10 protein-coding genes are annotated in these 14770 nt (G+C 42.1%); 7 read left to right on the top strand and 3 right to left on the bottom strand.

The window, feature by feature from the left end; all coding sequences use genetic code 11:
• Positions 1-118 precede the first annotated feature (118 nt).
• Both AC0VX7_RS22015 and AC0VX7_RS22010 read right to left on the bottom strand, forming a co-directional pair.
• Entirely contained in the window at positions 119-664 is a 546-nt protein-coding gene (locus AC0VX7_RS22015) for an NUDIX hydrolase (RefSeq protein ID WP_475425925.1), read from the bottom strand.
• 13 nt (positions 665-677) lie between these two features.
• Positions 678-1829, bottom strand: coding sequence for a hypothetical protein (locus AC0VX7_RS22010; RefSeq protein WP_475425924.1), 1152 nt, complete (start codon positions 1827-1829; stop codon positions 678-680).
• Positions 1830-2167: 338 nt separating this feature from the next.
• Between AC0VX7_RS22010 and AC0VX7_RS22005 the strand changes: the two genes are divergently transcribed.
• Positions 2168-2890, top strand: coding sequence for a GDSL-type esterase/lipase family protein (locus AC0VX7_RS22005; protein WP_475425923.1), 723 nt, complete (start codon positions 2168-2170; stop codon positions 2888-2890).
• Positions 2891-2971: 81 nt separating this feature from the next.
• On the opposite strand, the gene AC0VX7_RS22000 is transcribed toward AC0VX7_RS22005, so the two are convergent.
• Positions 2972-4183, bottom strand: coding sequence for a M14 family zinc carboxypeptidase (locus AC0VX7_RS22000; RefSeq protein WP_475425922.1), 1212 nt, complete (start codon positions 4181-4183; stop codon positions 2972-2974).
• 615 nt (positions 4184-4798) lie between these two features.
• On the opposite strand from AC0VX7_RS22000, the gene AC0VX7_RS21995 reads away from it, so the two are divergent.
• The 6 genes from AC0VX7_RS21995 (at position 4799) to lacZ (ending at position 14716) form a co-directional block, all read left to right on the top strand.
• The gene (locus AC0VX7_RS21995; RefSeq protein WP_475425921.1) at positions 4799-6343 is read left to right on the top strand and encodes a response regulator; all 1545 of its coding nucleotides are present in this window, start codon (positions 4799-4801) and stop codon (positions 6341-6343) included.
• Positions 6344-6356: 13 nt separating this feature from the next.
• Positions 6357-8132 carry a cache domain-containing sensor histidine kinase gene (locus tag AC0VX7_RS21990; protein ID WP_475425920.1) on the top strand — a complete coding sequence of 592 codons (1776 nt, stop codon included), beginning with the start codon at positions 6357-6359 and terminating at the stop codon, positions 8130-8132.
• Between the two features lie 266 nt (positions 8133-8398).
• Positions 8399-9688, top strand: coding sequence for an ABC transporter substrate-binding protein (locus AC0VX7_RS21985; protein WP_475425919.1), 1290 nt, complete (start codon positions 8399-8401; stop codon positions 9686-9688).
• A gap of 227 nt (positions 9689-9915) precedes the next feature.
• Positions 9916-10839: a carbohydrate ABC transporter permease gene (locus tag AC0VX7_RS21980; protein WP_475425918.1), complete on the top strand. Its 924-nt coding sequence runs from the start codon at positions 9916-9918 to the stop codon at positions 10837-10839.
• Complete coding sequence (locus AC0VX7_RS21975) at positions 10832-11650, top strand: carbohydrate ABC transporter permease (protein ID WP_475425917.1); 819 nt, start codon at positions 10832-10834, stop codon at positions 11648-11650. Before AC0VX7_RS21980 ends, AC0VX7_RS21975 begins: the two co-directional genes overlap by 8 nt.
• A gap of 36 nt (positions 11651-11686) precedes the next feature.
• Positions 11687-14716 carry a beta-galactosidase, LacZ type gene (gene lacZ / locus AC0VX7_RS21970; RefSeq protein WP_475425916.1) on the top strand — a complete coding sequence of 1010 codons (3030 nt, stop codon included), beginning with the start codon at positions 11687-11689 and terminating at the stop codon, positions 14714-14716.
• Positions 14717-14770 lie beyond the last annotated feature (54 nt).

Raw genomic sequence — 14770 nt, 5'->3', positions numbered from 1 at the left:
ATAGTGTAATGTATCCCGATTTCAGGATTGTTATCTTTTGATAGAATTGAAATATGCCTGGGCTACCTATTTCCTAACCCAAACAAAGAGTACGTAGACAACCGCCTACTTACATTCTTCAGAGAAATAAGGAATTCCCATGCTTCCGCAATAAATACTGTAAAATGGCTGCAGTCCCTGCCCCTTGCTGGAAGTGTCCTTTTGTGATGAGTTCATAGAGTTCTTTTTGATCGAGTTCATGTAATACAAGTTGTTCAGTTGTTTCTAGATTTTGCTTTGTCTTTACTAATCCACTGGCAGCAAAGAGATAGGTATGCTCTGTTATTGCGCCAGCTGAAGGGTAGATGCTTTCAAGTGGAGTCCAATCGTTTGCCTGATAACCTGTTTCTTCTTCTAATTCCCTCATGGCAGCTGCCAGTGGGTCGGAGTCATCTTGACCAACTGATCCGGCGGGCAGCTCCCATTGCCATTTTCGTATTGGGTGCCGATATTGCCTGAGACATAATACTTTATTGTCCTCTGTAATCGGCAGGATGCAGACTGCTTTCCCGAATTTAATATAAGAGTATTGGGTATGTTCCGTATTAGGCAGGGTAAGGTCATCAATGACGATCTCAAGCCTATGAATCTTTTCCGTCCTGCTATTGTTAATTTTCCAAGTCAACTAGCTCACATCCTTATCCAGCGATTTGACCGCCCTTTTCCATGACCGCCTTAAAGATTCGATCTGCAGAAGCTTTGTTAGGATTCCCGAAATCATAGACCATTGTCCAATATAAAGCCATTTGTGCTGTACTCCATAGAGATTCTTTGTTAAGGATTTCAGCTACTTTTATGGTGTCATACGGAACAAACTCGAGTTTTGCCAGTTCATTGATTCCGTGAATACCTGATGACTTTAATTCCAGGACTTGTTGTGATGTAAGTTCAGTTTTAACTGTTCCAATTATGTTCCATTGATAGTATTCGAGGTCCATCCCAAATCCAAGTAGATGCACTTGGTTTGCTTCCACTTCAATACCTAATTCCTGTTTTAATCCTCGTTGAGCAGCCTTATGTAAGTCTATTGGTTTATTCCTGTTCTCAGCTCCATTAGCATCGTCTTTTGCATCCATATAAGGATCGATTGCTTCTACAACACTTACATCCAGTTCATTAGGTCTTATTCCAGTATCTTTTTTCCTTCGAGTGAAGACTATCTTTTCATCAGATGTCACTACAGTTAGAATAATGCCGATCCCATGAGAAAGAATCGGTGACGGGACATGTATATCTTCAAGACTATCTATATACTTTTGTCTAATTGTTTCACTGTTTCCGGACATTGGTTTGTCTAAACTTCCGATTGTTGCCTGGAAATTATAGTAATCCGATCTTTTAAAGTGAAAAACCGGATAGGGTTGTTCAAAAATATCGGAATTTGTTTGGAAAGCGTTAATCAATGCCACTTGGTGTGTATTGTACATATGCTTCAAACCATCTTCTTTTTTCTTTTCTTCCCGTTGGATGATTTGATTCCTTATTGTCTGGAGATCTTCAGGAAGTTCTAAAAGCGAATCATCATATTTTGCAATGATTGCCTTTCGTTCATATTCAAATTCACCAGAGCCGCCGCCAATGACGAACTGTGTCTTGCGACCGCCGATATATGCAAGGCCATCATCCGATTTTACTGTTTCATATTTCTTTTTATCAAGCTTAAGCTTGCGCCTGATCCATCTAGTGAACCGTACCTTAAGGAGAGTGTAAGTATCACCTAAGATCAAATTTAGAAGCCACAATAGGCCTTTAATTAGTAGTTTTCCAATAGCTAAAATAATATCAGACATAAAACTCATTCCCATCAAATGATATAATCCTTCTTATTATAGGATGAAAAGGAAAAGAATGGTGAAAAAATTTTAGGGAAGGCATGATATCGGTTGCCGTTGGGAGGGCCACGGGTCAATGTGCCGGTGTCCCATATTGGATATAGCCATGAAGGAAGCGACGAAGTCGAGGTAAGGTGAAAGAATGAATAGTTAAAATAATGGAGAGGAAGAGGCATAGGCATAGGATACGTTCTTTTGCTTCGAAATTACTAAGTTGACTAAATATTCTATCTTTTACTTCTTCTCTCTGTTAAAATAATGTTGTGCTTTATTAAGAACGAATAGAGGGGGATACTATGATTTTTACAAAAAAAATTGCTAGTGTTTTGCTGGCGGGAACGTTGCTTGTAGGCTTGCCTGGAGGAGCATTAGCAAAGCCGGAAAAGAAAGTTGCAGATTTAACAATACTGGGTGACTCTTTGGCTGCAGGACAGACTCCATATCGGAAAATTGGTCCAGGATATGGGGAGTTTTTAAAAGCAAGGTTTGAACAATCTCAATACAAGGGGGATTTTAATAATAAAGGTGTCCCAGGATATGTTTCCAGTCAGTTATTGATTGATGTACTTACCAATAGTGATGTCAAGCAATCTATAGAAGATGCAGAAGTCATCGTGATGGACATTGGGGCAAATGATCTTCTAGGGGTACTAAAAACTAACGATTTTGTTAAAATCCAAACGGCCCTGGTAGGGGTGCAGGAAAATTTAAACCAGATTTTAGAAATAATAGATAAACTAAATCCAAATGTTGATGTCTATGTAATGGGGTATTACAATCCATATCCCTACTTGCCGGGGGAGCAGCAAGCTGCATTGATACCTTTGCTAGAGACGTTGAACCAAACGATTGAAGAAGCTGCCAAAGCTAACGATGACACCTATGTTCCAACCGAGAAAATAATCGCTAAACATTATGATGAATACCTGCCTAATCCAGCTGATATACATCTCAGTGAGGAAGGGTATAAAATAATCGCGAAAGAGTTTTGGAAAGCGATTGATGGAAATCTGAAATAGTCTGAGTGTCTGGCGGCGTTGATTAGTTTTTAGGATGCATCAAAAAGCGGAGGTCTCAGTCCTCCGCTTTTCTTCATTCTATTATAAACTTGGTGAATAGGCAGTTTGTGGGATGTTATCATATTCATCCGCGTCCAGTGTCTCTACTGAACCATCCACAACCCCGTTGATGATTCCATATAGTCCGGTTTCTACAGCTTTGACCAGCTGGCCTTTTTTCTTTTGTCCTAATGAGTGTGATTGGCCTCTTACTTCGAAAAGGACTGTCCCGCTTCCGTTCAAAGCGAAGCTTCCAAGTGCAGTTCCAGGAAGGTCCAAGCTTTGCTGGTAAAGGGTGATATTGTTGAATGGTGAGCTTTCACCAAGTGATTGCAGCGCATTGTAGGCAGCGAGATTCAGTTGCTTGGAATACTCGAAATTATAGTTATCTTTGTACTCAGCGTATTTGGCGCCTTCTGCCGTATTAGGATCCGGTACGAAGTCTGCTGATAGGGACATGGTGACAAGGTCATCTGTTCCTTCAACATAATACTGACCCTGGTGGTGTAGGTCGATGAAGACATCTACTTTACCGAACTCTGCTTGAAGCTTTTTATAAACATCTCGCACGGTTTGTGATTCAGGCGTGATGTACCAGCCAGCTTGACTTGATGTGCCAGGGAAATCTTCTGCCTTTGGAACATAATCAAGATCAGGGTTGAAGTCCCGGTTTACGTCAAATCCTGGTCTGCCATTGTAGTCTCTGTCCTGGATAATACGGTTGTTATAGTAATTCCAGGCTGGTTTTGCCGCATCTGCAAGCTGAGGGAAATCCTCGACGACCTCTTCCCATGACATATCATTGCCGCGGCGGTCGAGCTCTGACGCATCAGGATTCATTTTTGGCAAAGTGACAAGAGTGATTTCCTCGCGGATTTTTTGTGCTTCAGGCGAGTTGCTGGATCCAAGATATTGAAGCATGCTAAGCAGAGCCTCGGTACCAGTGTTTTCATTGCCATGGATCTCGCTTTCAATCAGGACAACCTTTTCGCCGGTCCCGACTCTCGCCTGGTAAATATCCCTTCCCTGGTTAGATTGGCCAACAACCTCCAAAGCGACTTTTCCCTGACTGTTCGCTTCGATTTGCTGCAGTCGCTTAACCATTTCCGCATAATCGGTATATCCATTGACAGAATAAACCTGATTTTCATTGTAGAGATTCCCATTTGGCGAGTTGGTTGCCAGCGTTGGTGAGGCAAGGGCAGTACATAATGCCAATACACTTAGTCCGGTGATTACTTTATTTTTCTTCATCGACTATCACTCCTTAAACTAGTAAAGTAATTTCTCGGCTATTTTAATAGGTATAATAGTGAAATGTTGCTGCAATTTGTCGAATATTTCGATTATCGAAATAAATGAGAGGAAGGGACTAGTGGACCTTGGGAGAATGGTAGTTTTGATAGATAAATAGGGGAGTAGAAAGGTATAACTATTTTCCTGAGTTTTTGAATTGGAGCAACATATTGAAGAGTAAAATTAGTTGGAAATCTGAAGTGCTTGCATCTCTTCATGGGTTTTGTGTGTTGACCGAGATTGCATCGAATTCCTATCTCCGCTCTATTTTGCTAAAAACTAATACCTGGCCTCATTACGCAATTTCAGAGTTGATGGTTTGTAATCAATATTCCTAATGGATCGACTAAGATAATGGGTATAATCACCGGCACAGGCGTGCATGTTAGTCCTTGATTTTAAAAATGAAAGGGTATCCGCAATTTTTTGTTACATGAACTCTTCGTCCATTACTTTCTCCAACCGCATTTTTATATCCTCTAATTAGCGAAGAGAATAAAACCTTGTATGACTCGTAGTGTTCTATAGTAAAATGAGCAATAAGAAAGTATCAATTAGCTGGGGGTGTTAATCATGGGAGAGCTTTGCAAAGTACTTATTGTGGATGACGAGTTATTGATCAGGCAAGGCATTAAGCATTATCTCAATTGGGAACAGGAAGGTTTCACTGTTGTCGGGGAGGCTTCGAATGGCCAGGAAGCTCTCCAATTGGTTGAGAGCACACACCCGCACATAATCCTTACAGATATGGTTATGCCTATTATGGACGGAGAGGAATTAACGAAAACGGTCAAGGAGAGATTCCCACAAATTGAGGTGATCATCCTAAGCAGCTTTGGCGACTTTGAATATGTAAGATCCACCTTTCAAAGCGGTGTCGTCGATTATATTCTTAAGCCGAAGCTTGATGCTGAGGGGCTGTTAAGTGTACTGAAAAGAGCGGTTAGCCGGATTCCAGACTTCGAACCAGTTGAAAAAGGTTCGGACGAGCATCAGTCGATAGGGAAAATCATCAGCAAAATGATTTCCGGGTATGAAGCAGAATATGAGAAAAGCCAATTGCTGAGCGTTTTTCCTTATGATCATTATAGTATTCTTGGCCTCGACCTAAGAAAACATCCTGAAAAAGGGAAGGCAGACTTTAAAATACAGCTAGTAGAAAAACTCGAGCAATTATTCATATCAAACGGCGTTGTCCCGCATTCTTTCGATTATGATCCAAATACGCTTGGGATCCTTTTGAATCAAAACAAGCCTTCATTGCCGGAACTTACTGCAGCTGCAGAACAATTTGCCATATCTCATCCCCTGATTGGTTTCGTCTTAACCGAGGATTTTCAAGATTTCTCACAGTTGGGAAAGGTTGTGAAGGAAAGGCTATTAAAGCTGCTCCAATATCGATTCTATTTTCCGAATGTACCGCTTCTAACAGATATGAGCCTCGGGACTGAAGTGCCTGAATGTGACAGCTTCGATCTTGATTGGTTTACTGGTGAATTCAAGCGGAAGCATTTTGACTCCGCTTTTGGTTATTTACAAAACCATGTGGAATCATTATCCGGTTGCTATACAACGGATGTATTTGAATTTAAATCCTTTTTAGGCAACATTATTTTTAATATGACGGTTCTTCTTGCCAATATGGGTTATGAGGTAAAGCAGCTTGAAAATGCCAGATATACTTATTTCCAGGCAATTGAGGAAGCACCTAATGCTGAACAGACCGTGCTTTTAATGGAGCAGTTTATCGATGAGGCGAAAAATTGTATTTTTTCAATTCCCGCTCCACAAGAGGATCTGAATATCAGGGAAATCATGCAATATATGAGGGATCATTACGCAGAGCCGCTTACACTTAAGGATGTTGCTAAGCATTTTCATTTCAATCCCTCCTATCTTTCAAGCTACTTTTCCGCCCATAATGATGAGGGCTTCATTGAGTTCTTGAACAGAATCAGGATTGAAGAAGCCGAGAAGCTGTTAACCAGTGCCAATGCCCCAATTTCGGAAATCAGCAGTATGGTCGGTTATTCTGACCACAGCTATTTTTGCAAGGTATTTAAAAAAGCGACAGGCTCATCTCCAAGCCAATACAGAAGAAAACAAAATTTGAGATAAGAGACAGAGACCTATGGAATATATCCTAAAGCGTTTTAAACATAACAATCTATTTATTATCATGTTTCTTATTACCTTCTTAATGATTAGCATCGTATCCATCACGATTACCTGGACCACTGTGCGAATGGCGGAGGAATTCTTCTTTGAAAAATTCAGTATTTCCAATGCCAAGGTCATGAACCAGGTAAAAGACAATCTTGAGACCTTTAATTATGCGATTGTCCTCGCTTCAAATAATCTACTCCAAAACGGTACCGTCAGGGAGGTGCTGTCGGAGGATGGTTCGAATATGGAAAAAATGGATGCTTATTATTTGCTGAGCCAGCAAATGAAAAGAATCCAGCCATATCTTGTGTCCTATAATGTAAGTGTCATTGCCAGCGGCAAAAACGATCTGGTATTTGCAACGGACCGCAGCTACTGGCCGATTACGGATGCAGAATTGAAAGACAGTCTTCTCTCAAGACAGACTCTGAACCAGCCTAAGAAATTGATGTACCATTACGACCACCAGGCGAGGGGAAATGCAAATACCGGTGATGAACGGTTTATCGTCGCATCGAGAGGTTTAATGGAGCGCAGCTCAGGAAACGTGTATGGTGCTATGTACTTTGCGGTCAAGGAAAGTGATTTTCGCTACAAGGCATACAACAACTATACAAGTCCAGGCAATGATGTGTTCATCGTCGATCGAGACGGCATCATTGTTTCCAGCAGCCAGACGAATCTCATTGGCAAAGAGGCAAAGGGGCTCCTCAATTATGCCAGAGATATCAAGAAAACCCCAAATGCCTATGTAGTCGGGAATTTTTTGGGCAAGGAGCATATCATTCTTGCCGAGTATCTGCCGTATTTCGATATGTATATGTTCAATGTCATCGACAAGGAAGCGGCGATTGGCGATTTAATTGATAAGAAGAAGATTGCGATTATCTCGCTCTTTATTGTCATAGCGGCTTTGCTCGTCGTATTCCTCGCTACCAGGAGAGTGACGAATTCGCTCTCAAGGCTTGTGAAGCAAATTGAAAATGCATCGAAAACCGATTTCCATCAATATGTCTCTGTCACTGGTACATATGAGACAAGGCAAATTGGAAATGCCTTTAATTCCATGCTCGATGAACTTCAGGAGTATGTCGACCAGCTGGTGCAGTCCCAGAAGCAGCAGCGGAATGCGGAGCTTGCCGCATTACAGCAGCAAATCAATCCCCATTTCTTATACAATACCCTGACATCCATCAAGTTCATGGTCCAGCAAGGAGAAAAGGCCGAAACAGAAGCGACCATCAATGCGTTAATTTCCCTGCTTCAGAATACAATCGGCAATGTGAGCGAAACGATTACCGTTGAACAGGAAATCAATAATTTAAAAAATTACGTGCTGATTAATCAAAAGCGGTATGGAGACCGCATCAAGGTGAATTATTTTGTCTCACCGGATTGCCTGAACTATCAAATTCCGAAGCTGATTTTACAGCCTTTCATGGAAAACTCCTTCTTCCATGGCTTCAACCATAAGCCTGAGGGAACCATCAATGTCCTGATCTGGCAGGATGGAAAAAGTCTCGTTTGTGAAGTGGCCGATAACGGTGACGGAATGGAAGTGACATCTGATACTAAGCTTCCTCCGAAAAGACGTAAACAGCAGCTGTTTTCAGGTATTGGTGTCAAGAATGTCCATGAAAGAATCCAGCTTATTTATGGCAGTCAATATGGCGTCAGCATTTCGAGTGAAGTAGGGGAAGGAACAAAGGTGCATATTATTTTGCCTATTAAACAGGATTAGAACCAAAGCCTCCAGAATGACTGGAGGTTTTTTATATAGCCAACCATATAAGGCTCGAAACAGATCGACCTAAACATATAACTAGCTAAAAATAATCACAGAATCTAAAAATAATCCAAGTTTGAAATTGTAAACGCATTCATTTGCCAAAAATACTACAAAAACAGAAGAATATCTTCCTAATGAAAACGCTTTTACCGGTGTTATCATGTTTTTATAAGGCGATAACGCTTTCAAAAATATTATATCCATAGGGGGATAGGTCGATGAAAAAAGTATTTGCACTATTTTTAGTGAGTATGCTGCTATTGACAGCTTGTTCTTCCGGTTCAAAATCGGACCAAGCATCCGGGGATTCAAAAGATTCGAATAAAGTTACAGTATGGGCATGGGATCCAAACTTCAATATTAAAGCTATGAATATAGCAAAAGATACTTACGCTTCAGAAAACAAGGACGTGCAGATCAACATTGTTGAAAATGCACAAGCAGACATCATCCAGAAATTGAACACGAGCTTAAGCTCTGGTACGACTAAAGGGCTTCCTAACATTGTCTTGATCGAGGATTATCGTGCACAAAGCTTCCTTCAGGCATATCCTGATATGTTCCATGAATTGACTGGATCATTCAAAGCAGAAGATTTCGCTGATTACAAAATTGCACCAACAAGTCTTGATGGCAAGAACTATGGTCTGCCATTCGATACAGGTGTTGCTGGTCTATATGTAAGAACAGATTACTTAGAAGAAGCAGGTTACAAAGTCGAAGATTTACAGGGTATCGATTGGAATCAATACATCGAAATCGGTAAGAAAGTGAAAGAAGCAACAGGCAAGCAAATGCTGACACAAGACCCTAACGACCTTGGACTAATCCGCATGATGATCCAATCAGCTGGATCATGGTACACAAAGGAAGATGGAAAAACTCCTAACATCAAAGACAGCGAAGAATTAAAGGTTGCGATGGAAGTTTATAAAGAACTTTTAGAAGCCGATCTTGTAAAGCCAGTGTCTGACTGGAGCCAATTCCTTGCTGGATTTAACAGTGGCGATGTGGCAACAGTACCAACTGGAAACTGGATTACACCTTCTGTAAAAGCGGAAGCTTCACAATCAGGCAAATGGGCCGTGATCCCATTCCCTAAGCTTCCTGGTGTTGAAAACTCAGTTAACGCTTCAAACTTGGGCGGAAGCTCATGGTATGTCCTGAATGTGCCTGGGAAGGAAAAAGCAGCCGATTTCTTAGCTAAAACTTTCGGTTCTAATTCTGATTTCTATCAAACTTTGAATACGGAAATTGGTGCAATCGGTACCTATAAGCCAGCCGCAGAAGGAGAAGCTTACCAGAGCGCAGATGAGTTTTTCGCAGGACAAAAAATCATCTCTGATTTCTCTAAGTGGACAGAGGAAATTCCTCAAGTCAACTACGGCCTTCACACTTATGCAATTGAAGATCTTCTGGTAGTGGAAACACAGAACTACATCAAAGGGAAAGATCTTGATCAAGTGCTAGAAGACGCTCAGGCTCAAGCTGAAACACAACTTAAATAATAAAACAGCAAGCCTCACATACTGAAATTGATAAGTAAAAAGCCTTGGGAATTCGCCGGCTTCTCCACTAGGTTCAGCGGAGCTACTGATTTGTCAGGCGAAATTTCCCGAGGCTATCTTTTTATAAGAGCTCGTGCGCTTGTACTTTTTATAACCGGCAGCAGGGGATGAAGCCACCTCCGCAGTTGGAACTTTAATTTTATTAACAAGGTAAGGAGTGTTATTACATGATACCGGCAAAAGCTAACCCTGGTGTTCAAATTCAAAAAACGAGCCGGAACCCGCGGCTGAAAAGTACGTTGATCGGCTGGTCCTTTGTTCTTGTTGCTGCCGTCATGATCTGTTTGTTTTACTTTTATCCAATGATCCAGGCACTCATTCTGTCATTCCAATCTGGAACCGGTGCCAATCTTTCCTTTGTCGGCCTCGATAATTACGCGCGTTTATTCAAGGATCCTACATTCCTTGCAACAGTGAAAAATACGATGATCTATCTGGTCATTCAAGTTCCCGTCATGCTTTTGCTTGCAATGTTCCTTTCTGTTTTATTAAATGACAAAATGCTGAAACTGAAGGGAGTTTTCCGTACTGCGATCTTTTTGCCTGCTGTCACTTCCCTTGTAGCCTATGCGGTTATTTTCAAGTATTTGTTCGGCCAGGATGGCATCATTAACATCTTGCTAGTAAAAACATCTTTGGTTGATGCACCTATTCAATTTTTAACTGACCCTTTCTGGGCAAAGGTCACCATTATCATCGCCATTACCTGGCGCTGGACTGGCTATAATATGATTTTCTTTCTTTCAGCATTGCAAAATATCGATCAATCAATCTATGAAGCGGCCAAAATGGATGGCGCAAACGCTTTTCAGACTTTTTTCAAAATCACAGTACCAATGCTAAAGCCAATCATTCTTTTTACTTCCATTACGTCTACAATCGGTACGCTGCAATTATTCGACGAGGTTATGAATATTACCAGGGGTGGGCCAGGGAACTCCACGATGTCGATTTCCCAGTACATCTATAATCTATCGTTCAAATATACTCCTGATTTCGGATATGCAGCGACTGTCTCATATGCAATCGTGATCATGATTGTGATCCTGGCAATCATTCAGTTCAAAGTGGCAGGTGATAAAAATGACTAAAAGAGTATTTGCCTATATCATTCTCACAATCGCTTCAATCGTGTCTGTTTTTCCATTCATTTGGATGATTGTCAGTGCAACAAATAAGTCGGTTGATGTCACGAAGGGACGCCTGCTACCAGGCACACATTTCGGAGAAAACCTTACGAATCTATTAAATACAGTTGATATAGTCCCTGCTTTAATGAACTCGGCAAAGATTTCGATTTCGACAACGATTCTTGCTATGCTCATTGCATCATTGGCTGGCTATGGTTTCGAAATCTACCGCAGCAAAGCGAAGGACTTTCTTTTTAACTTCCTTCTGCTTTCGATGATGATTCCTTTCGCGGCTTTAATGGTGCCATTGTTCAGGATGTTTGGTTCTGTTTCACAAACTTTCCCTATGGTAGGAATTGATACGCTGACAGCAGTCGTCCTGCCAACGGTAACAACGGCGTTCCTGATTTTCTTTTTCCGCCAGAGCACGAAGATGTTCCCGAAGGAGATTCTTGAAGCTGGAAGGATTGACGGACTCTCAGAGCTTGGACTGTTCTTCAGGATCTATATTCCGACAATGAAAACAACGTATGCAGCGGCGGCTATTATTACGTTCATGGCAAGCTGGAACAGCTATCTTTGGCCGCTTGTTGTCCTGCAGTCACCTGAAAACATGACAATTCCATTGCTGATCTCAAACCTTGGATCCAGTTATTCACCAGACTTCGGGGTCATCATGACTGCAATCGTGATTGCAACCCTGCCAGTAGCGATCATTTTCTTCATCATGCAAAAGCATTTCGTTGCAGGGATGATGGGTTCAGTGAAATAGTAACTTTAGAAAAGAAAAGAAAGGGAGCTTGTTAGAATGACAATTCCTAAAATAGAGTGGCTTTCAGATGTTCAAGTTTTTGCCGTAAATCGGGTTCCTGCCCATTCAGACCATGAGTACTTTGAAACAGTGGAAGAAGCGAAGAGCGGTCAACCTATGTCAATGAGGCATGTTTTGAATGGTGATTGGAAATTCCATTACTCTATTAATCCGGCTCATCGTCCAGAGCATTTTTATAAAAAAGACTTCGATAGTTCTGTGTGGGGAGACATCACGGTTCCTGGGCATATTCAACTTCAGGGCCATGGCCAGCCACAATATGTGAACACGATGTATCCCTGGGATGGTATTGCCGATATCCGTCCGCCGGAAATTCCAGCCGACCACAATCCAGTCGGAAGTTATGTGAAAATGTTTACTGTTCCAGCTAATATGCAAAACAAACCTGTTTACATTTCTTTCCAGGGTGTGGAGTCCGCATTCTATGTTTGGCTAAATGGAGAATTTGTCGGCTATAGCGAGGATTCCTTTACGCCTGCCGATTTTGACCTGACCCCATACATTACAGAAGGGGAGAATAAGCTGGCTGTTGAGGTTTATCAGCGCAGTACGGGCAGCTGGCTCGAGGACCAGGATTTCTGGCGCTTCTCTGGAATCTTCCGGGATGTGTATCTGTATACCGTTCCTGAAATACATGTTTTTGACGCGAGTATCCGTGGAGAACTGGATCAAACCTATACAAATGGAATTCTAGTGGCAGACCTTAAGTTTTCATCAGGTCAGCCTGATCCTTCAAAAGTAACAGCAGAACTTTTTGATGCAAAAGGAAATCTGGTGGCTTCACAGGATGGCGAAATTAGCAAAGGTGCTGCGTCAATCTCGATTGCTATCAATCACCCAGAGCTTTGGAGTGCTGAAAATCCATATCTCTATCAATTATTTATTAACGTTTTTAATGAAAAGGGATACCTGGTAGAGGTCGTCCCGCAAAAAGTCGGCTTCAGGCGTTTTGAAATGATCAATAAAATCATGCACCTGAACGGAGAGCGGATTGTGTTTAAAGGCGTCAACCGCCATGAATTCAACTGTTATACAGGAAGGACGATTTCCCGGGAAGATATGCTGTGGGATATCAAGACGCTTAAGCAGAACAATATCAATGCGGTAAGGACCTCTCATTATCCGAACCAGACCTATTGGTACCAATTGTGTGATGAGTATGGCGTTTATGTCATCGATGAAATGAATCTTGAAACACATGGATCATGGCAGAAAATGGGCCAGGTTGAGCCTTCCTGGAACATTCCTGGAAACAAGCCTGAATGGGAAGACATTGTCTTGGACAGAGCGATATCGATGTACGAACGTGATAAGAACCACCCATCCATCCTGATTTGGTCGTGTGGAAACGAGTCTTATGGCGGTGAAGTGATTCTGAATGTTTCACGTTATTTTAAAAATGTGGACCCAGGGCGTCTTGTTCATTATGAAGGAGTATTCTATACACCTGATTACCGTGAAACGAGTGATATGGAAAGCCGGATGTACGCGAAACCTGCGGATATTGAGAATTACCTGAATGAAAATCCAGAAAAGCCTTATATCAGCTGTGAGTATATGCATGCGATGGGCAACTCGCTTGGCGGCATGCATAAATACACGGAGCTCGAACAGAAATACCCAATGTATCAGGGCGGCTTCATTTGGGATTATATTGACCAGTCGCTGATTAAAAAGGACCGCTATGGAAAAGAATTTTTAGCCTACGGTGGGGACTTTGGCGACAGGCCAACCGACTACGGCTTCTGTACAAACGGCATTGTTTACGCAAACCGCGAGCTCTCTCCTAAAATGCAGGAAGTCAAATTCCTGTATCAAAATATTAAACTGGTTCCAGACGTTGAAGGTGTAACGATTATCAATGAGAACCTTTTTGCTGATACAGCAGATTATGTTCTCGAATATAGCTTGCTGCTTGAAGGGAAAGAGATTTACCGTGATCAGCTTGGGGTGGATGTTAAACCGCAAAGCGAGGGAAGAGCAGAATTTAAATTTCCTGCTGATATTACGGCTGCTCCTGGTGAGTATTCCATTCAAACTGCTTTCAAATTGAAAGAGAAGACGGTTTGGGCAGATGCAGGCCATGAGGTTTCTTTTGGGCAATATGTTTTTGAGGTAAAAGCTAAAGAACAGCCAACTGTTGATGGTGAGCTTCGTGTCGTTCATGGAGATGTCAATATCGGTGTTCATGGCCGTGATTTCTCGGTGATTTTCTCAAAGCAGGCTGGAACACTGGTATCACTGAACTATGCTGGCAGAGAAATGATCGCCCTGCCACCGGCACCATTATTCTGGAGGGCCACTACTGATAATGACCGGGGGTTTGCTCAAGGATTTGAGTCAGGACTGTGGTTTGCCGCAAGCCTGGCGCGTAAATGTGTCGGAATTACTGTTGAGGAAGAGAGCAATCAAATTAGCATCGGCTTTACTTATAAGTTTTCAATCAGTTCTGAGGTTGAGGTAAAGGTGACATATACAGTTTTAGGTGACGGAAGTGTCCATGTGAAGTCTGCTTTCCACGGTGCGCAAAATCTTCCGCAGCTGCCGATTTTTGCATTGTCATTCAAGACTTCTGCCGACTACGATCAGCTTGAATGGTATGCAATGGGACCTGAAGAGAACTATTCAGACCGTTCTATGGGAGCAAGGCTGGGAATTTTCAAGAACCAGGTAGCCGATAATCTTTCAGGCTATGTCTTGCCTCAGGAATCAGGAAACCGGACAGGGGTACGCAGGCTTAGAGTCACGAATAAAAAGGGACAGGGAATCAGGATTTCGTCTATCGGTGAGCCTCTTGACTGCAATGTTTCCCCGTACACTGCCTTCGAGCTGGAAAGTGCCCAGCACGTATATGAGCTTCCGCCAATCCATTACAGTGTGATCACAGTGGCCGGAAAGCAAATGGGCGTGGGCGGAGACGACAGCTGGGGTGCTCCGGTCCATGATGAATACCTCATGCCTGCCGACCAGGACATGGAATTCGAATTTAAGATTGAGAGAATTTAATACAAGCAAAGAGCCTTGAGGTTTCCAGGCTCTTTGCTTTATATAAAGGAGAAC

It is taken from the genome of Mesobacillus sp. QJM3NY_10 (assembly GCF_056173465.1).
The sequence above is the reverse complement of the archived record's forward strand: the minus strand, read 5'-3'. Positions and strand labels throughout refer to the sequence as shown.

What these genes read in the sequence shown, in the direction of transcription:
- AC0VX7_RS22010 (WP_475425924.1), bottom strand. Translation starts at nt 1,829, where the DNA reads ATGTCTGATATTATTTTAGCTATTGGAAAACTACTAATTAAAGGCCTA.
- AC0VX7_RS22005 (WP_475425923.1), top strand. Translation starts at nt 2,168, where the DNA reads ATGATTTTTACAAAAAAAATTGCTAGTGTTTTGCTGGCGGGAACGTTG.
- AC0VX7_RS22000 (WP_475425922.1), bottom strand. Translation starts at nt 4,183, where the DNA reads ATGAAGAAAAATAAAGTAATCACCGGACTAAGTGTATTGGCATTATGT.
- AC0VX7_RS21995 (WP_475425921.1), top strand. Translation starts at nt 4,799, where the DNA reads ATGGGAGAGCTTTGCAAAGTACTTATTGTGGATGACGAGTTATTGATC.
- AC0VX7_RS21990 (WP_475425920.1), top strand. Translation starts at nt 6,357, where the DNA reads ATGGAATATATCCTAAAGCGTTTTAAACATAACAATCTATTTATTATC.
- AC0VX7_RS21985 (WP_475425919.1), top strand. Translation starts at nt 8,399, where the DNA reads ATGAAAAAAGTATTTGCACTATTTTTAGTGAGTATGCTGCTATTGACA.
- AC0VX7_RS21980 (WP_475425918.1), top strand. Translation starts at nt 9,916, where the DNA reads ATGATACCGGCAAAAGCTAACCCTGGTGTTCAAATTCAAAAAACGAGC.
- AC0VX7_RS21975 (WP_475425917.1), top strand. Translation starts at nt 10,832, where the DNA reads ATGACTAAAAGAGTATTTGCCTATATCATTCTCACAATCGCTTCAATC.
- lacZ (WP_475425916.1), top strand. Translation starts at nt 11,687, where the DNA reads ATGACAATTCCTAAAATAGAGTGGCTTTCAGATGTTCAAGTTTTTGCC.